This window comes from Mesorhizobium sp. RCC_202, assembly GCF_041355295.1.
Lineage (GTDB): Bacteria > Pseudomonadota > Alphaproteobacteria > Rhizobiales > Rhizobiaceae > Mesorhizobium.
This window is the reverse complement of sequence record NZ_JBFUPO010000013.1, coordinates 96435-114942: the sequence shown is the minus strand read 5'-3', so window position 1 is coordinate 114942 and position 18508 is coordinate 96435. Positions and strand designations below refer to the sequence as shown.

Sequence of the window (18508 nt, the reverse complement as noted above, 5' to 3'; positions counted from 1 at the left end):
TGGGCGCGATGACGAGCAAGGCCGACCTTTTCGATCCGTTCGCGCTCGATGGCGATCCGTTTCCTGAATTCGCCCGCCGCCGCGATGCGGGGGGCGCCTCTTGGGGCAGACCTCCTTACCCGGAAGTTGGTGAAGCGTTTTACGCATTCAGCCACGCGCTTGTGTCGCAGGCCCTGAAACACCCGTTGTTGTTGCAAGCGCCACCGGGCGCCTATCAGGAAATCCGGCAGAAGATCAGCGCCAATCCGGCCTTGGATCTTTTGACTCACTCCATGCTTTTGTCCGATCCGCCGCGGCACATGAGCCTGCGCCGCCCACTGGCTGGTTCGATGACGTTTGCCGCCGGCCGGGGACTGTTCGACCAGCTTGCGTCGAGGGCAGCCGAACTTGTGCAATCCGCAGCGCAAAAGCCGCAGTTCGACGCGGTCGCCGATATCGGCTTGCCGCTCGCCTTCGCGGGTCTGGAGCAGATCCTCGGCATCGGCATAGATGACCCTTGGCGCATCGGCCATGATGCCAAGCTTATGGCCGATGCCCTGGATATGAGGACTGGCGGCGTCAACGAGGATGCAAACGAAGCCTGCCGCCGGTTGGAGGCCTGGGTATTGCACACGATAGAACGCGGCGCCGTCCATCCAAACGGCATTTCAGCCCAGATGCTGGCAGAGGTCGATGCCGGCCGCTGGGGCAAAGACGATGCCGTCGCAAACATCGTGTTCCTGCTTTTTGCCGGCCAGGCGACGGTGGTGGACACGTTCGCCAATGCGCTGGTTGCGCTGGCAAATTCTCCGGAGCAGCTGTCGTTGCTCAAAGATGGGAGTGTCGGTTGGTCAGCCGCGGCGGAAGAATTGCTTCGCTTCTGCGCGCCGGTCCAATATGCCGGAGCGCGCATTGCGGCGGAAGATTTGTCGTTTGGTGGCGCAATGATAAAGGCTGGGCAGGCTGTCGTGCCCGTTCTGGCGAGCGCCAATCGAGACGTTTCAGTCTTTCCGGCTGGCGATCGGCTGGATCTGGACGCCGGCAATTCATCGGCCCTCGCGTTCGGCACCGGACTTCATGCCTGCCTTGGTCAGCACGTTGCCCGGGTGGAGCTGGCAGTGTTGCTGGAGGCCCTGTTCACCCAGGCCAAAGGTTGGCGTCTGGATATCTCACGGGTTTTAAGGCGGCCCTCGGTGCTTTTCCACGGCCTGCAAACCGCTCCAATGGTCCGACTGGTCGATCAGCCATCCGCTTGAAATCCACGCTGCTTCCTAACGCCCGCGGAATTATCTGCCCGCTCACGACGTTGTGCGTTTGCGAAAACAATGTTGACTAACCTTGTCAGGTATCGGTAGGTGGGCTCGCCCAATCCCAGATCGAGGACGACACCTATGAGATTTCCCCTTTCCATGCTCGCCGGCGCCGCGCTGGCGCTCGGCCTGACCGCCCCTGCAATGGCCGACGACGCCGGCATCGTCGTCTACAACGCCCAGCATGAGAGCCTGGCCAAGGAATGGGCGAAAGGTTTCACCAAGGAAACCGGGATCAAGGTGACACTGCGCAACGGCGGCGACAGCGATTTCTCCAACCAGATCGTTGCCGAGGGTGCTGCCTCGCCGGCCGACGTGTTCCTGACCGAGAATTCGCCGGCGATGGCGCTGGTCGAGGCCGCGGGCCTGTTCGCGCCTGTCGACGCCGAGACGCTGGCCCAGGTGCCGCAGGAGTATCAGCCATCGAGCCACAAATGGGTCGGTGTCGCCGCCCGCAGCACCGTCTTTGCCTACAACACGAAAAAGCTGAAGGACGACCAGCTGCCCAAGTCGCTGCTCGACCTTGCCGATCCGAGCTGGAAGGGCCGCTGGGCCGCTTCGCCTTCCGGCGCCGATTTCCAGGCCATCGTCAGCGCCCTGCTCCAGCTCAAGGGGGAAGCCGCGACCGCCGACTGGCTGAAAGCCATGAAAGAGAATTTCACCGCTTATAAAGGCAACGGCACGGTGATGAAGGCCGTCAATGCCGGCGAGATCGATGGCGGCGTGATCTACCATTATTACTATTTCGGCGATCAGGCCAAAACCGGCGAAAACAGCCGGAATGTCGCGCTGCACTATTTCAAGAACCAGGACCCGGGCGCCTTCGTGTCGGTCTCGGGCGGTGGCGTGCTGGCGTCCAGCAAGCACCAGAAGGAAGCCCAGGCCTTTCTGACGTGGGTGACCGGCAAAGGCGGCCAGGAGGTGCTGAAGACCGGGACGTCTTTTGAATATGCCATCGGCAAGGACGCCCAGTCCAACCCCAAGCTGGTGCCGCTGGCCGACCTGCAGGCGCCGAAAGTCGACCCGGCTACTCTAAATTCCAAGAAGGTCATCGATCTGATGACCCAAGCCGGCTTGCTTTAGTCCCTGTTCGTCCTAAAAGGGCAAACGACCGTGCTCCCGCGGGAATTCGCTTTCCGCGGGAGCGCTTTTGTTTTGGAGACCGCCTCGTCGATGACGATCGACCGCGCATCCGGCCGCATCAGCAGCACATCGGACCGCTTCCGCCGCTTGGCGGTGGCGAGGCACCGGGCTGCCTGATGCAATCGGCGATCGACATCACACCTTCAAGGGTGCCGTCTGCCAGGATGAAGAAACGACGGCCGGCGTCGTGGATCACGCTTGCCGCCGCCCTGGTCTCGCTCGTTGCGCTGCTGCCGCTCGGCTTCATCGCCTGGGTCGCGATCCAGACCGGTTGGGACACTGTGGTGGCGCTGATCTTCCGGGCGCGCGTCGGCGAACTCCTGGTCAACACGATCCTGCTCGTCGTCGTCACCGTGCCGATCGCCATCGTGCTGTCGGTGGCGCTGGCCTGGCTGACCGAGCGCAGCGACCTGCCGGGCAACCGCCTCTGGTCCTGGCTGTCCGTCGCGCCGCTCGCCATCCCCGCTTTCGTGCACTCCTATGCCTGGATCAGCCTGGTGCCCGGCTTGCATGGGCTCTGGGCCGGCGTGCTGGTCTCGGTCATTGCCTATTTCCCGTTCCTCTACCTGCCGATCGCAGCGGCGCTGCGCCGGCTCGACCCGGCGCTGGAAGATGCGGCGGCGGCACTTGGCCTTGGCCCGTGGCGCGTCTTCGCTCGCGTCGTGCTGCCGCAGCTGAGGTTGGCCATCTGCGGCGGCTCGCTGCTGGTCGGCCTGCATTTGCTTGCCGAATACGGCCTCTACGTCTTCATCCGCTTCGACACCTTCACGACGGCGATCGTCGACCAGTTCCAATCGACCTTCAACGGGCCTGCGGCCAATATGCTGGCCGCCGTGCTGGTCGTCTGCTGCCTGGTGCTGCTCGGCTTCGAGGTGATCGTGCGCGGCGAGGAGCGCTATGCGCGTGTCGGCTCGGGCGCGGCGCGAAAGCAGCAGCGGACAAGGCTTGGCCGCGCCGCGCTGCCTTGCCTGCTGTTGCCGGCCGTCGTCGCGCTGCTTTCGCTTGGTGTGCCTTTCGTCACCGTCAGCCGCTGGCTGGTGGCTGGCGGCGCCGACGTCTGGCGCTGGGACGAGATCAGCCTGGCGCTCGGCCAGACGCTGTTCCTCGCCATTGCCGGCGCACTGCTGGCGACCGTTGCGGCCATGCCGATGGCGTGGATTTCGATCCGCGCGCCGGGGCGCTTGCAGCGTCTGCTCGAGAGCTGCAACTACATCATCGGCGCGCTGCCCGGCGTGGTGATCGCGCTGGCGCTGGTCACCATCACGGTGCGCGTCGCCCTGCCGCTCTACCAGACACTGTTCACCATCCTGTTCGGTTACGCGCTGATGTTCCTTCCCCGCGCACTTGTCAGCTTGCGGGCCTCGATCGCGCAGGCGCCCGTGGAATTGGAGCGCGCCGCCTCCAGCCTCGGCCGTCCGCCGATGAAAGCATTGTGGTCGACGACCATTCGGCTCTCGGCGCCAGGGGCTGCCGCGGGCATGGCGATGGTGGCGCTCGGCATCACCAACGAACTCACCGCCACCCAGATGCTGGCGCCCAACGGCACCCGCACGCTGGCGATGGCCTTCTGGTCCTATAGTGGCGAGATCGACTACGCCTCGGCCGCCCCTTACGCGCTGATCATGGTGGCGATGTCGCTGCCGATGACCTGGCTGCTTTATGTCCAGTCGAAACGGATGGCCGGACGATGAGCTTGCTCGAACTCAACGGCGTGGCAAAGCGCTACGGCCCGGTAGCGGCCGTCGGCGGTGTCGACCTCGCGGTCGAGAGCGGCAGCCGTACCGCGATCGTCGGCCCGTCCGGCTGCGGCAAGACCACCTTGCTCAGGCTGATTGCCGGCTTCGAGGCTCCCGACAGCGGCCGCATCGCGCTCGACGGCAAGGTGCTCGCCAACGGCCACGCCGCCGTGCCCGCGCACCGTCGCGGCATCGGCGTGGTGGCGCAGGACGGCGCCTTGTTCCCGCATCTCAGCATCGCCGACAATATCGGTTTCGGCGTTGCGCGGAATGCCCCGAAACGCTCAGAAAATATCGTCGAGCTCGCCTATATCGTCGGGCTCGACAAAGCGATCCTGAAGCGCCGTCCGCACGAGCTTTCCGGCGGCCAGCAGCAGCGTGTCGCGCTCGCCCGCGCCATGGCGATGAAGCCGCGGCTGATGCTGCTCGACGAACCGTTTTCAGCGCTTGACACCGGCCTGCGCGCCTCGATGCGCAAGGCGGTTGCGGAATTGCTGGAAGAGGCCGGCATCACCACCATCCTGGTCACCCATGACCAGGCTGAGGCGCTGTCCTTCGCCAGCCAGGTCGCGGTGATGCGCGACGGGCTGTTCTCGCAGGTCGGCTCGCCGCGCGAGCTCTATTTCCAGCCCAGGGACAGGATGGTTGCCGAGTTCCTCGGCGATGCCATCATCTTGCCAGCCAAGATCGCCGACGGCTTTGCCGTCTCGCCTCTTGGCCGCATCGCGGTAGATACGCGCGAGCGTCGCGACCTTGCCCGCATCATGCTCAGACCGGAGCAGGTCGTTCTCAAGCGGACATCGCGCGAAGGCATGTCCGGCACGCCCGACATGCTGTTCGGCGAAGTGACGGATTCTGAATTCGCCGGCTCGGTCTGCACGATCGCGGTGCGCCTGCTCAACAACCCGGACCCGCCGGATGCCGCCGCGATCGGCAACACGCCGCTCATCCTGCGCAAGACCGGCGTCGACGCGCCGGCAATCGGCGAGATCGTGCGGCTCACCGTCACGGGCAAAGCGCACGTTTTTCCTTAAGAGCTACCGCACGCGCTGACCGGTCGCCGGTGACCAGAGCGGCCACTGTTCCAGGAAATCGCAGCTGTGGATGACGACGCTCCGGCCGTCGATCAGGATGATCGAATAGGCGGGCGGCGCCTGCTCGACCACTTCGTCACCCACCAGGTCGAGCACGAAGCGGGCATGCAGGCCGCGCTGCACCGAGAACGGAATGCCGGCGACCGTGCCGGCGATGTCGCGATGGACATGGCCGAAGAAGATATAGCGGACATTGCCGTGACGGGTGAGCACATCGAGCAGGCGTTGCGGCTGTTCGAGGCCAAGCGGATCGAGCAGGCTAAGCCCGAGCTCGACCGGCGGATGATGCAGGAAGACATAAGCCGCCTTGCCCGCCGCCTCACCCAGCCGCGCGTCGAGCCAGGCAAGCCGGTCGTCGCACAATTCCCCGGGGACGCGGCCCTCGGCCAGGCTGTCGAGGAAGACGAGACGTCCTTCCGGCGTGTCGAACACCGATTGCACGAAACCCTTGTCGTCCGATCCATTGTCCGGAAAGGCAGCGATAAGATTGGCGCGCCGGTCGTGGTTTCCGGGCAGCAGCCGGTAGGGCACGGAAAGGCGGCCGAGCGCCGCTTTCAGATCGGCGTAGGCTTGCGTGTCGCCGGCATCGGTCAGATCGCCGGTAAAGACGCACAGCGTCGCGTCGGCGTGGCGGGCATTGATATGATCGATGCAGCGATCGAGCCGCTCGTGCAGATCGGCGCCATAGCGGATCTCGCCCCGGCGACCGAGATGGACGTCGGTGACCTGGATGATCTTCATGCCATGAACCTCAATCGAATTTCGCAACGTCGCCACGAGGGCCTGCCTCAGAGTGCCGGTTCCGGCACGGATGCCTTGAACACGTCAAGTCGGCTGCCGGTTTCGGACGAGAAGAAATGCAGATCGCCCTCGGCGAACTGCAAGCCGACCGTGTTGCCCGGCGCGGGATGCACGGTCTCGGACGTCACCACCGAAAACGGCGCCCCGTCGAGATCGACATAGATGACACGACCGGCACCAAGTTCCTCGACCAGATCGACCGTCGCTTCAAGCGCGCTCGGCGTTTTGGGCGCCACCAGGCGCACGGCCTCGGGCCGGATGCCGACGGCGACCTTCGAGCCGACCGGCAGGCCGGCGCGTGACACGCCGAGCTTGCGGCTGCCGCCGAGCAGCGACAGCCCGTCGAGCGTGACCTCTCCCTCAAGCATGTTCATGGCCGGCGCGCCGACGAAGGTCGCCACGAAACGGCTTGCCGGCCGGCTGTAGACCTCGGCCGGCGTGCCGACCTGCTCGACGCGGCCGCCATTCATCACCACCAGCCGGTCGGCCAGCGTCATCGCCTCGACCTGGTCGTGCGTAACGAAGACCGAGGTGGCGCTGAGCCGCCTGTGCAGCTTGCGGATCTCGGAACGCATCTGCACGCGCAGCTTGGCGTCGAGATTGGACAGCGGCTCGTCGAACAGGAACACTTTCGGCTCGCGGATCATGGCGCGGCCCATGGCGACGCGCTGGCGCTGACCGCCCGAAAGCGCCATCGGCTTGCGGTCGAGCAGATGTTCGAGCTCCAGCGTCCGGGCGACCGCTTGGATCCGTTTTGTGCGCTCCGCGACGGGAATGCCTGCGACCTTGAGCGAATAGCCGATGTTCTGGGCCACGCTCATATGCGGGTAGAGCGCGTAGTTCTGGAACACCATGGCGCAGCCGCGCTCGCGCGGTTCGAGCTTGTTGACCACGGTGCCGTCGATGGCGATCGTGCCGTCGGAAATCTCCTCCAGCCCGGCGATCATGCGCAAAAGCGTGGACTTGCCGCAGCCCGACGGCCCCAGGATGACGACGAATTCGCCAGAGGCGAAGTCGAGGTCGACGCCGTGCACGACCTGCGTCTTGCCATAGTTCTTCTTGACGCCGCGTAGTGCGATGGAGGCCATTCTTGTCTCCTGTTATTTCTCGGTGGCGATCAGGCCGCGCACGAACCAGCGCTGCATCAGCACCACGACGATCATCGGCGGCAGCATGATGATCAGCGTGCCGGCCATGGCAATGTGCCATTCCGGAGCGCCGCCGACGTTGGGGATCAGCTGTTTGAGCTCGGTCACCGCCGTCGCATGCGATTGGTCGGTGGTGATGAGCAGCGGCCACAGATACTGGTTCCAGGCCCAGAGGAACATGATGGTGCCGAGCGCGGCCATATTGTTGCGCGACAGCGGCAACAGGACATCGATGAAGAAGCGCAGCGGACCGGCGCCGTCCATGCGCGCGGCCTCCGTCAATTCGTCCGGCACGGTCAGGAAGAACTGGCGGTAGAGGAAGGTGCCGGTGGCGGTGGCGATCAGCGGCAGGATGAGGCCGGGATAGGAATTGAGCATCCCGAGGTTGAGCGCGACATGCACGCCCGAAACCTTCTCGATCAGCCAGGATAGGCCGGTCAGATCCATGATCGTCTGATAGGGCTCGAGCACGTTTGCGACGACCGCGTAGGTCGGCACGATGCGCACTTCCAGCGGCAGCATCAGCGTCACGAAGATCAGCCAGAAGATAAAGGTGCGGCCGGGATAGCGGAAATACACGATCGAGAAGGCGGTCAGCGCCGAGATGATCACTTTGCCCGCCGCCACACCGAAGGCCATGATGAAGCTGTTGAGCAGCTTGGGCCCGAGATCGGCCGTCGTCCAGGCGGTCTGGATATTGATCCAGAAGTCGCTGCCCGGCAGCAGCGACATCGGTACGTCGTTCACATCCTTGATGTTGTGCGATGCGGCGATGGCCACGATGACGAATGGCGCGATGCAAAACACGAAGCCGACGAACAAGATCACATGCGTGAATAAATTCAGGAACGGTGTGCGCTCTACCATGGCCATCTCACCTGTAGTGCACGCGCCGCTCGATAAAGCGGAACTGGAAGATGGTGAGCACGATGATCAACAGCATCAGGATGATGCTCTGCGCCGCAGCGCCCGAGTAGTCGAGGCCTTTGAAACCGTCGGAGTAGATCTTGTAGACCATCAGATTGGTGGCGTTGGCCGGACCGCCCGAGGTCATGATGTCGACGATGCCGAAGGAGTCCTGGAAGCTTTCGGTGATGTTGATGACGAGCAGGAAGAAGATCGTCGGCGTGATCAGCGGGAACTGGATGTCCCAGAAGCGCCTGATGACGCCGGAACCGTCCATTGCGGCGGCCTCGATCAGCGAACGCGGTATGGCCTGGAAGGCGGCCAGCAAGAAGATGAAATTGTAGCCGACATATTTCCACGAGAAGGCGACGATGATCGACGCCATGGCATCCGCGCCATCGAGACCCGGATCCCAGATCCCCGGCCACATCCGGTTGATGACGGAAAGGAACCCCGCCTCCGGCGCCAGGATGAAGCGGAATGCCAGCGCCAGCGCCGGCGCGGCGATGCCATAGGGCCAGATCAGCACCACGCGATAAAGCCACGAGCCAGCAAGCTGCCGGTCGGTCAAGGCGGCGAGCACAAGCGCGATGAACATCGCAAGGCCGGTGCTGATCCCGGCGAAGATCAGGCTGGCGGTGATCGAATTCCAGTAATCGGCGTTGGCCAGGATGGAGCGGAAATTGTCGAGCCCGACCCAGATGTTGCCGCCGCCCCAGGGCTGCTGCAGCGTCAACGACCAGTACACCGCTTGCCCGGCTGGCCAGTAGAAGAAAGTGAAGATCAGCAGCAGCTGCGGCACCGCGAACAGGATGCCGATCGTCCATTTGCTGAAAGTGACGCGTTTTTCCATCGATCCGCCGATGCCGTTGAACCGCCAGCCCTCAGGGGCGGACTAAAGCATGTCTCCCGAAAGTGGTCACCGGTTTCGGGATAAAGACATGCGTAAAAATCGAAACCTCTACGAAATGGCCGCCCGTCGATTCTCGGCGGGCGGCCGTTCCGCTATCCGGGATCAGGGCAGGGTCTTACCCGGATAGGTCTGCTGGAAGCGATCGAGGATCGCGTCGCCGTTCTTGACCAGCGCGTCGAGGCCTTCCTGGACGCTGACCTTGTTGGCGAAGATCGCCTGCATCTGGGTGCCGAACTCGGCGCGGATCTGGGTGAAGTTGCCGAGGCGCACACCACGGGTGATGTCGTTCGGCTCGGATGCGGTGAGGCTGGCGATGGCGACTTCACGGCCCTTGTAGGGCGCCTTGTCATAAAAGCCTTGCGCCTTCATGAAATCGAAGCCCGACTTGGTGACCGGGATATAGCCGGTGTTGGTCGACCAGAACAAGGCCGTCTTGGGATCGTGGATGAAGTTGAGGAAAGCGGCCGCGCCCTTGTATTCGGCGTCCGACTTGCCCGAGAGGACCCACAGCGAAGCACCGCCGACCAGCGAGTTCATGCGCGTGGTGCCGGCATAGACCGGCAGTTCGGCGACATCCCAGTTCATGCCTTCCTTCTGGGTGCGGGCGACCGTGCCGTGGTCGCCGACCGAGGTCAGGATGACCTGGCAGGTGCCGGTGGCGAAAGCCTGCACCATATCCTGGCCGAGATCCTTCGACTTGATCTTGATCAGGCCGGCGTCATACCACTTCTTGAGATCGGTGACGTACTGGACGAACTTGGTCTTGTTGACTTCGAGACGGGCGTCGAGGCCGTCATAGCCGTTGTTCTTGGTGGCGACCGGCTGGTTGTGCAGCGCCGAGAACTGCTCCATCAGCTGCCAGCTTTCGTTGGCCGAGATGTTGATGGCCATCGGGCATTCATAGCCGGCGTCCTTCAGCGCTTTGAGGTCGGCGGCGACGTCTTCCCAGGTCTTCGGCGCTTCGGTCTTGCCGATCTTGGCGAAGGCGTCCTTGTTCCAGTACATCAGCGGGGTCGACGAATTGAACGGGAACGAGAGCATCTCGCCCTTCGAGGTCGCGTAGTAGCGGGCGATGCCGGGGAAATAGTCGCTGTAATCGATCTTGTAGCCGTTCTCTTCCATCAGCTTGTCGGCGGGCTTGTAAGCGCCCGACAGCATCATGGTGGCGGTGCCGACGTCATAGACCTGGACGACGGTCGGCTGCTTGCCGGCGCGGAAGGCGGCGATGGTGTTCTGCAGCGTGGCGTCGTAATTGCCCTGGCTGGTGCACACGACCTCGTAGTCGGACTGCGATGCGTTGAAGTTCTTGCACAGCGTGTCGACGACGCGAGCGAGATCGCCCGAAAGGCCGAACCAGAAGTCGAACTTAACCGGCTCTGCAAAAGCAGGCGCCGCAAGCGCGGTGCTGAGCGCGCAGGCGGCAAGGGCAGCGAAGCCCCGCTTGATGATGGTCATGGGTTTTTCCCTCTTGAGTGGCAGTATGACAAGGGTTTTGCGCAAGTCCTTGCCGCTCTCATAGAGAAGGTATGTGACAGTTCTGTTGTGACCCTGAAGGCTCTGTGGACAGCCAGTCTCTCCTCCCCCGGCAGCGGTCGCGCCGGCATCAAAACGTCACATCGGCGCTCTAGGAAGCTAGGGCGACCCGAAGCGATGGAAAGACCTTCTGTGATTAACCGGCTAACTGGATTGTGAAGACATGCTGGTCTCAAAGCTCACGCACGTACCTGTTGGCGAACGCGACGCAATGCGCGACGGCCCGCGCGACAGCGCCACCCATCTTCGCCATGCGGCCGCTATTCCCGCGCTGGCCGAGATCGAGATCGGCGGCAGGGCATCACGGCAAAGCATCGGCGACAGCCTGACCGTCATGGCCTGGAACGTCGAGCGGTTGCGCCATGTCGACGCCATCGCTGCGACGATCGCCGGCCAGGCGCCCGACGTGGTTTTGCTGTCCGAGGTCGACAAGGGCATGGCGCGCTCCGGCAATAGCCATCTCTTGAGCCGGCTTGCCGACAAGCTCGGCCATGCCTTCGCCTACGGCGTCGAGTTCCTCGAACTGGGCACCGGCAACGAGACCGAGCAGGCGGCAAACGCAAAGGCCGAGAACGCGGAAGGCTTCCACGGCAACGCCGTGACCAGCGCCGTTCCGCTGCTTCGTCCGTTCCTCATTCGCTTCGACGCCGCCGGCGCCTGGTTTCTGCCCGAGCACGGCCAGCCGCGCATCGGCGGCCGCATGGCGATCGGCGGCCAGGTGATCATGGGCGATCGCCGGGTGACGGTCGTTTCGGTGCATCTCGAAAACCGCACCGCCCCCACCGGCCGCGCCGACCAGACCCGCCATCTGCTCGATGCCATCGACAGATATGACGCCGATGCACCGGTTCTGATCGGCGGCGACCTGAACACGCTGACGGCCACTTATCTGGAGCGTCATGCCGATCCGGCCGCCTGGCAGGCGCGCATCGCCGCCGAACCGGACCGGCTGATGCGTCCTGACCGCCACGAGCCCTTGTTCGAGGTCTTCGCCGAGCATGGTTACGACTGGCGCGACGCCAACGCTTTCGACAAGCCGACGCAGCGGCGCCCGGCGGGTGATCCGACACCGATAGGGCACATCGACTGGTTCTTCACGCGCGGCCTTGCGGCAAGCGCGCCCGCGACTTTGCCCGCGGTCTTGCCGGATGGCAGCCCGAGCGCCGACCACGAAGCGCTGGTGGTCACCGTCCGTGTGAAGTGACGGCCGCCTGGGTCATCGCAGAACGCCTCCGGCGGGGCGGTGATTTGCCGGAAATACAACCGCAATCGCACGCGGGGGTTGCGCGCAGCATAAGCGATTCTTCAGCCGTCAGGCCCTAATCAATCTCATTGCCTTGATTGATGCGGGAAGATCAGGTGAAGAAAGATGCTGACCGTCTATAATTGCATCGTGAACCAGCACGATCTGAGACTGGTCGCACTAGCCGCGCTCATTTGCGGTATCTCTTCCTTCTCCGCCGTCAATCTTCTTCGCCATGTCGAGCGATCGACCAGTCGAAATCGTTACACGTGGCTGCCGATCGCGGCGACCTCGACCGGGTTCGGTATCTGGGCGACGCATTTCATCGCCATGATCGCCTTCACGCCGGGAATACCCAACGCCTACAACGCCGAGCTCTCGGTGGCTTCACTGGCGCTTTCCGTCCTTCTGACGGCGGCCGGCATGTGGATCGCGACCGTGCGCGGCGGCCTCGACCACTACCTTGTCGGCGGTGCGGTGCTCGGCGCCGGCATCGCGGCGATGCATTACACCGGCATGGCGGCTTTCGAGGTCGAGGGCAGGATTGTCTGGAACCCGTTGCTGGTCGCTGTCTCGCTGGCCTCGGGCATGACGCTTGCGGCGCTATCGCTGCTTGTTGTGCTTCGCCGCCCCTCGACCTTCAACACGATCGCCGGCGCCATCCTGCTCACGCTTGCCATCTGCACATTGCATTTCATCGCCATGGCCGCGGTCTCGATCTATCCGGATTCCTCGATAGAAATATCGAAATACACGATCGAGCCGATGTCGCAGGCCTTCGCCGCGGCAGCGGTGAGCCTCATCATATTGGTGCTTTCGGCCAGCGCGCTGTGGATCGACCTGCGTTTTCGCCGTCATAGGGCCGAGGCCGAGCGCATGCATGGCCTGGCCAATGCCGCTGTCGAAGGCCTCATCGTCTGCGACGGCAACCGCATCGTCAGCGCCAATGACAGCATCGCCGCGCTAAGCGGCATCCCCGCCGGCCTGCTGAACACGATGACGCTTGGTGACCTGTTCGGCGAGCGGATTGCCACCGGCATCACCAATGGCAACGGCCAGGCGCAGGAAGCCGACATCCAGAGCCGAAGCGAGAGCCCGATCCCGGTGGAACTGATCGCCAGGAGCATCGACTATTGCGGCAAGCCGCATCTGGTCGTTGCCGTACGCGACATACGCGAGCGCAGGAAGGCCGAGCAGGAAATCATGCGGCTTGCGCATTACGACCCGCTGACCGGCCTTGCCAATCGCCGCAGCTTCACCGGCCGGCTGGAAGCCGAGATCGCGGCATCCGCCCGAAACGGCAAAGGGGGCGGCAAGGGTGGGCAACTGGCGCTCATGCTTCTCGATCTCGACCGGTTCAAGGAAGTGAACGACCTCTTCGGCCATGCCGCCGGCGACGCCGTGCTGCAGAAGGTCGCGCACTGCGCCTCGAGCGTTCTGCGCCACGGCCAGATGCTGGCCCGTCTCGGCGGCGACGAATTCGCTATCATCGCGCCCGACCTCCCGGACCCGCAGGCGGCCGGCCGCATCGCCGAAGCAATGCTTTCGGCGCTCCGCCAGGAAAACCGGTTGTCGCCCGGCGGCATGGTATCGGCCAGTATCGGCATCGCGCTTTATCCGCTCGATGCCGACGAGCAGGCTGCGTTGATCAGCCATGCTGATACCGCGCTCTATCGCGCTAAGGCCGAAGGCAAGGACACCTACCGTTATTTCGAGGCCTCGATGGGCGCCGAGGCCCGCGACCGGCGCAGCCTGGAGCAAGATCTGCGCCAGGCCGTGGGGCGCGGCGAGTTCAGCCTCGTCTACCAGCCGCAAAAGGAAATCTCGACCGGCAGAATGCTCGGCTTCGAAGCCTTGATCCGCTGGCATCATCCCGAACGCGGAGATGTCGCGCCGTCGACGTTCATCCCCGTTGCCGAGGACAGCGGCGCCATTGCCCAGATCGGCGAGTGGGTGCTGGCGACAGCCTGTGCGGAAGCCGCGAGCTGGACGAACCCGCTGACGGTCGCCGTCAATGTCTCGGCGGTGCAGCTTCACAGCCCCGATTTCAGCCGCAAGGTGCATGAGGTGCTGCTGCGCTCGGGCCTCGCCGCCGGCAGGCTCGAGCTCGAGATCACCGAGACGGCGCTGGTCAAGGACATGCCGAGGGCGCTGGCGACCTTGCGCCAGATCAAGGCGCTTGGCGTGCGCGTGGCGATGGACGACTTCGGCACCGGCTATTCGTCGCTGTCCAACCTGCGCGCTTTCCCCTTCGACAAGATCAAGATCGACGGCTCCTTCATCAAGTCGGTCGACAGGAACGACCAGGTCGCGACCATCGTTCGCGCCGTGCTGGGGCTCGGCCGCGGTCTCGGCTTGCCGGTGCTGGCCGAGGGTGTCGAGACGTTGGGCGAATTGCGCTTCCTCGACGCCGAGGATTGCCAGATAGGCCAGGGATATTATCTGGGCAGGCCCGGCCCCATCGAGGCCTTCGGCGAGCTGACCGGCGGTGCGGCCCCCAATGACGGCGCCAGGACCAATGGCGGCGGCAGCATTCTGATGCTGCAGCCCGCCGCGGCCGCGCGCTCAGCCTAAACAAACATCACGGCTCAAGTGCTGCGTCCACCAGCCGCTTGGCATCGGCGCTCGACCATCCGGCCGGACCGTTCATATGCGCGACCAGGCAGCCTTCTGCGTCGATCAGCATGGTGACGGGCAAGCCCAGCGCCAGCCCGCGCGTCTTGGCCTCGTTGAACAGCGCGATCGTCGGGTCCCTGTAGAAGCCGAGCGTCTGAACGCCGATCTCGCTGAGGAATTTCTTCGGCTTGGTATCGTCACCGGTGTCGACATTGACCGCGATGACTTCGAAGTCCTTGCTGCCCTTTTCCTTCTGCAGCGCGTCGAGCGCCGGCATTTCGGCGCGGCAGGGCGCGCACCAGGTCGCCCACAGATTGAGCAGAATTGTCTTGCCGGCATGGTCGGCAATCGTCATCGGCTTGCCGTCGGGACCGTTGAAGGCGAGGTTTTTCAGCGACTGAGGCGGATCGGCGGGCTGCAGCCCCGCGACCTGGCCGACGGCTTTTGCGGCAACTGCCTTTGCCCGCCCGGCTTTCGCCACGCAGGCGACATCGTCTTGGCTGCTGTCGGCGGCCACCTGGGGCGCGGCATTGTTGCCAGACCGGCTCTCGCTGACATATACCGCGACCGCGCCGGCCAACACGCCCGCCACCAAGGCGGCGAGGATGAGGCGCGGGGCCGGGAAGAATCTATTGCCGTCTGCCATATCTTAAAACTGCTCCGGAACGCGGGTTATATAAATGAGCGACAAGAAGGCCAGCAACCAGATGTGGGGCGGACGTTTTGCCTCGGGTCCGGCCGCGATCATGGAAGCGATCAACGCATCGATCTCGTTCGACCGCAAACTCTACGCACAGGACATACGCGGCTCGATCGCCCATAGCGAGATGCTGGCGCAAACGGGCATTATTTCGGCGGCCGATCAAGAAAAAATCGCTCACGGCCTGAACACGGTTTTGAAAGAGATCGAGGCCGGCACATTCGAATTCTCGACCAGGCTGGAAGACATCCACATGAATGTCGAGGCGCGCCTGGCCGATCTGATCGGCCCGGCGGCGGGTCGCCTGCACACCGCCCGCTCGCGCAACGACCAGGTGGCTGTCGATCTCAGGCTCTGGGTCAAGGAAGAGTGCCAGCGTGTCGCCGAGGCGCTGAAGGACCTGATCGCCGCCTTCCTCGAACGCGCCGAAGAGCATGCCGCGACCGTCATGCCGGGCTTCACGCATCTGCAGGCGGCGCAGCCGGTGACCTTCGGCCATCATCTGATGGCCTATGTCGAGATGTTCGGTCGCGACCTGTCGCGCGCGCGCGATGCCATGGAGCGCATGGACGAAAACCCTCTCGGCGCGGCAGCACTTGCCGGCACCAGTTTCGGCATCGACCGCCATATGACGGCGAAGGCGCTTGGTTTCCGCGAGCCGACGCGCAATTCCCTCGACAGCGTTTCGGACCGCGACTTCGCGCTCGAGTTCCTGAGCCTTGGTGCGATCTGCGCCACGCATCTGTCGAGGCTCGCCGAGGAGATCGTCATCTGGTCGACGCCGCAATTCGGCTTCATCCGCCTGTCGGACTCGTTTTCGACCGGCTCCTCGATCATGCCGCAGAAGAAGAACCCGGACGCGGCCGAGCTGGTGCGCGGCAAGACGGGCCGCGTCAACGGCCATCTCGTCGGCCTGCTGACGGTGATGAAAGGCATGCCGCTGAGCTATGGCAAGGACATGCAGGAAGACAAGGAAGCCGTCTTCGACGCCGCCGAGACGCTCGACCTGATGCTGGCGGCGACCGCCGGCATGGTGCGCGACATGACGGTCAACGCCGCCGCCATGAAGAAAGCCGCCGGCGCCGGCCACGCCACGGCGACCGACCTTGCCGACTGGCTGGTGCGCAATCTCGGCCTGCCCTTCCGCGAAGCCCATCACGTCACCGGCCGCGCCGTGGCGCTCGCCGAGGAGAAGAAGGTCGGGCTGGAAAAGCTCTCGCTGGAAGACCTGCAGTCGATCCATGCCGGCATCACAGGCGACATCTTCTCGGTGCTTGCGGTGCAGAATTCGGTGAAGAGCCGCACCAGTTTCGGCGGCACCGCGCCCTCGGAAGTGAGGAAGCAGATCCGCTACTGGAAAAAGCGCTTGTCCAAGGCCTGATGCATGTCGCCCAGAAGTGTGCAGCGGTTCTGGGACAACGACATGCATCAAGCAATTGCCAGGGGTGCAATGCGGCGAAAACTCGGTTAAAAGCGGCAGCACAAGCAAACAGTTTCGAACGGATGGATCGATGACCGGAAGCAGGATTTTGGTGACGCTCACGCTGCTCGCGGCGATGGCGGCAGTCACGGCTTGCGGCCGCAAGAGCGGTCTCGATACGCCTTATGAAGCCGCCGAGCAGGCGCGCAAGGATGCGGAAAAAGCCAAACAGCCGCTGCCGCCGGAGCCCGAGAAACCGGTCAAGGACAGGAAGTTCATCCTCGACCCTCTTCTTTGACTTTTGATCTCCGGAACCAACTCCCGTGAACCATTTCGATTACCGCGACGGCGTGCTTCATGCCGAGGACGTCGCCATCCCTGATATCGCAGCCGAAGTCGGCACGCCCTTCTACTGCTATTCGACGGCGACGCTGACCAGGCACTTTCGCGTCTTCAAAGAAGCCTTTAGCGGCCTCGACGCGCTGGTCTGCTACGCCATGAAGGCGAATTCCAACCAGGCTGTTCTGAGAACGCTTGCAAAGCAAGGCGCCGGCGCCGACGTGGTCTCGGAAGGTGAATTGCGCCGGGCTCTGGCCGCCGGCATTGCAGCCAACAAGATCCTGTTTTCCGGCGTCGGCAAGACCGCGCGGGAAATGGACTTTGCGCTCAACGCCGGCATCCTCTGCTTCAACGTCGAATCCGAGCCCGAGCTCGAACTGCTGTCCGCGCGTGCGACAGCACTCGGCAAGGTCGCGCCGATTTCGCTGCGCATCAATCCGGATGTCGATGCCAAAACCCATAAGAAGATCTCGACCGGCAAGGCCGAGAACAAGTTCGGCATCCCGTGGCAGCGCGCTCGCCAGGTCTATGCCCGCGCGGCGCAACTGCCGGGCATCACGATAACCGGCATCGACACCCATATCGGCAGCCAGATCACCGAATTGCAGCCCTTCGACGATGCCTTCGCGCTGCTGGTCGAACTGGTCGGCACGTTGCGCGCCGACGGGCACGCGATCGAGCATGTCGATCTCGGCGGCGGCCTCGGCATCCCTTACCGTGTCGACAACAGCCCGCCGCCCCTGCCCGACGCCTATGCCGAGATCGTCAAGAAGCATGTCACGAAGCTCGGTCTGAAGGTGATGTTCGAGCCAGGACGCCTTATCGTCGGCAATGCGGGCATCCTGGTTTCGGAAGTCATCTACGTGAAGGAAGGCGACGCCAAGAGCTTCCTCGTCGTCGACGCCGCCATGAACGACCTGATCCGGCCGACGCTCTACGACGCGTTCCACGATATCAGGCCGGTGGTGCAGCCGCCGGCTGCAACGCCGCGCATGAAGGTCGATGTCGTCGGCCCGGTTTGCGAGACCGGCGACTTCATCGGCCTCGACCGCGACCTGCCGCGGCTGAAGGCCGGCGACCTGATCGCCGTCGCCACCGCCGGCGCCTATGGCGCGGTGCAGGCCGGGACCTACAACACCAGACTGCTGGTGCCGGAGGTTCTGGTCGACGGCGACCGGTTCCATGTCGTGCGGCCGCGTCAGACTTATGAAGAATTGCTGGGGCTCGATTCGATCCCCGACTGGCTGAAATAGCCTTCTACTCGGGACGAGGCGCTATATCCTCTGCTGGATCAGCGCCTTGGCCTCTGCGATCCTGCCCTCATTGCGACGGTAGAAAATCCATTGCTTGGTGCGTTTGGTGGACAGCAGGCCCGCCTGGGTCAGCACGCGCATATGTTCGCTGAGCGTGGCCTGGGTGATGCCGAGCTTTTCGGCGATCAGCAGCGCGCAGACGCCATCCTCGACCAGGTCGCCATCCGACTGCGGTGGGAAATGCGCGCGCGGATCCTTGAGCCAGTCGAGGATCTGCAGCCTGCGTTCGTTGGCGATCGCCTTGAAAATATCGACCTCTTGCATTTAGCCATTTTGCTAAGTTACTAATTGAAGTCAATGCCGAGGAGCAGTCC

The 18508-nt window shown here is 63.7% G+C and carries 16 protein-coding genes; 9 read left to right on the top strand and 7 right to left on the bottom strand.

Features of this window, described 5'->3' with window-relative positions; genetic code table 11:
- The first annotated feature begins 8 nt into the window (after nt 1-8).
- From AB6802_RS25915 to AB6802_RS25900, 4 genes are all read left to right on the top strand, one after another.
- The gene (locus AB6802_RS25915) at nt 9-1235 is read left to right on the top strand and encodes a cytochrome P450 (RefSeq protein ID WP_371013043.1); all 1227 of its coding nucleotides are present in this window, start codon (nt 9-11) and stop codon (nt 1233-1235) included.
- A 135-nt stretch (nt 1236-1370) separates the two neighbouring features.
- Entirely contained in the window at nt 1371-2372 is a 1002-nt protein-coding gene (locus AB6802_RS25910; RefSeq protein WP_371013042.1) for an iron ABC transporter substrate-binding protein, read from the top strand.
- Between the two features lie 176 nt (nt 2373-2548).
- Entirely contained in the window at nt 2549-4123 is a 1575-nt protein-coding gene (locus AB6802_RS25905; RefSeq protein WP_371013041.1) for an ABC transporter permease, read from the top strand.
- Nucleotides 4120-5202, top strand: a complete 1083-nt coding sequence (locus AB6802_RS25900) for an ABC transporter ATP-binding protein (RefSeq protein WP_371013040.1) — start codon at nt 4120-4122, stop codon at nt 5200-5202. Before AB6802_RS25905 ends, AB6802_RS25900 begins: the two co-directional genes overlap by 4 nt.
- Before the next feature lie 3 nt (nt 5203-5205).
- Here AB6802_RS25900 and AB6802_RS25895 read toward each other — a convergent pair whose 3' ends face one another.
- From AB6802_RS25895 to AB6802_RS25875, 5 genes are all read right to left on the bottom strand, one after another.
- Entirely contained in the window at nt 5206-6003 is a 798-nt protein-coding gene (locus AB6802_RS25895; RefSeq protein ID WP_371013039.1) for a phosphodiesterase, read from the bottom strand.
- A 47-nt stretch (nt 6004-6050) separates the two neighbouring features.
- The gene (ugpC, locus tag AB6802_RS25890) at nt 6051-7151 is read right to left on the bottom strand and encodes a sn-glycerol-3-phosphate ABC transporter ATP-binding protein UgpC (RefSeq protein WP_371013038.1); all 1101 of its coding nucleotides are present in this window, start codon (nt 7149-7151) and stop codon (nt 6051-6053) included.
- A gap of 12 nt (nt 7152-7163) precedes the next feature.
- On the bottom strand, nt 7164-8078 hold the full coding sequence (locus AB6802_RS25885; protein WP_371013037.1) for an ABC transporter permease subunit: 915 nt from the start codon (nt 8076-8078) through the stop codon (nt 7164-7166).
- Between the two features lie 7 nt (nt 8079-8085).
- A complete protein-coding gene (locus AB6802_RS25880) occupies nt 8086-8970 on the bottom strand; it encodes a carbohydrate ABC transporter permease (protein ID WP_371013036.1) in 885 nt (294 codons plus the stop codon).
- 162 nt (nt 8971-9132) lie between these two features.
- Nucleotides 9133-10485, bottom strand: a complete 1353-nt coding sequence (locus tag AB6802_RS25875) for an extracellular solute-binding protein (RefSeq protein ID WP_371013035.1) — start codon at nt 10483-10485, stop codon at nt 9133-9135.
- A gap of 241 nt (nt 10486-10726) precedes the next feature.
- On the opposite strand from AB6802_RS25875, the gene AB6802_RS25870 reads away from it, so the two are divergent.
- Both AB6802_RS25870 and AB6802_RS25865 read left to right on the top strand, forming a co-directional pair.
- Nucleotides 10727-11767, top strand: a complete 1041-nt coding sequence (locus tag AB6802_RS25870) for an endonuclease/exonuclease/phosphatase family protein (RefSeq protein ID WP_371013034.1) — start codon at nt 10727-10729, stop codon at nt 11765-11767.
- Between the two features lie 165 nt (nt 11768-11932).
- Nucleotides 11933-14380 (top strand): EAL domain-containing protein, encoded by a 2448-nt coding sequence (locus AB6802_RS25865; protein ID WP_371013033.1) that lies wholly within the window; start codon nt 11933-11935, stop codon nt 14378-14380.
- A 7-nt stretch (nt 14381-14387) separates the two neighbouring features.
- Here AB6802_RS25865 and AB6802_RS25860 read toward each other — a convergent pair whose 3' ends face one another.
- The gene (locus tag AB6802_RS25860; RefSeq protein WP_371013032.1) at nt 14388-15068 is read right to left on the bottom strand and encodes a TlpA family protein disulfide reductase; all 681 of its coding nucleotides are present in this window, start codon (nt 15066-15068) and stop codon (nt 14388-14390) included.
- 34 nt (nt 15069-15102) lie between these two features.
- On the opposite strand from AB6802_RS25860, the gene argH reads away from it, so the two are divergent.
- From argH to lysA, 3 genes are all read left to right on the top strand, one after another.
- Nucleotides 15103-16503, top strand: a complete 1401-nt coding sequence (gene argH / locus AB6802_RS25855) for an argininosuccinate lyase (protein ID WP_371013031.1) — start codon at nt 15103-15105, stop codon at nt 16501-16503.
- Nucleotides 16504-16633: 130 nt separating this feature from the next.
- Nucleotides 16634-16840, top strand: coding sequence for a hypothetical protein (locus AB6802_RS25850; RefSeq protein WP_371013030.1), 207 nt, complete (start codon nt 16634-16636; stop codon nt 16838-16840).
- A gap of 25 nt (nt 16841-16865) precedes the next feature.
- Nucleotides 16866-18134: a diaminopimelate decarboxylase gene (lysA, locus tag AB6802_RS25845; protein ID WP_371013029.1), complete on the top strand. Its 1269-nt coding sequence runs from the start codon at nt 16866-16868 to the stop codon at nt 18132-18134.
- A 21-nt stretch (nt 18135-18155) separates the two neighbouring features.
- Here lysA and AB6802_RS25840 read toward each other — a convergent pair whose 3' ends face one another.
- A complete protein-coding gene (locus tag AB6802_RS25840; protein ID WP_371013028.1) occupies nt 18156-18458 on the bottom strand; it encodes an ArsR/SmtB family transcription factor in 303 nt (100 codons plus the stop codon).
- Nucleotides 18459-18508: the final 50 nt, after the last annotated feature.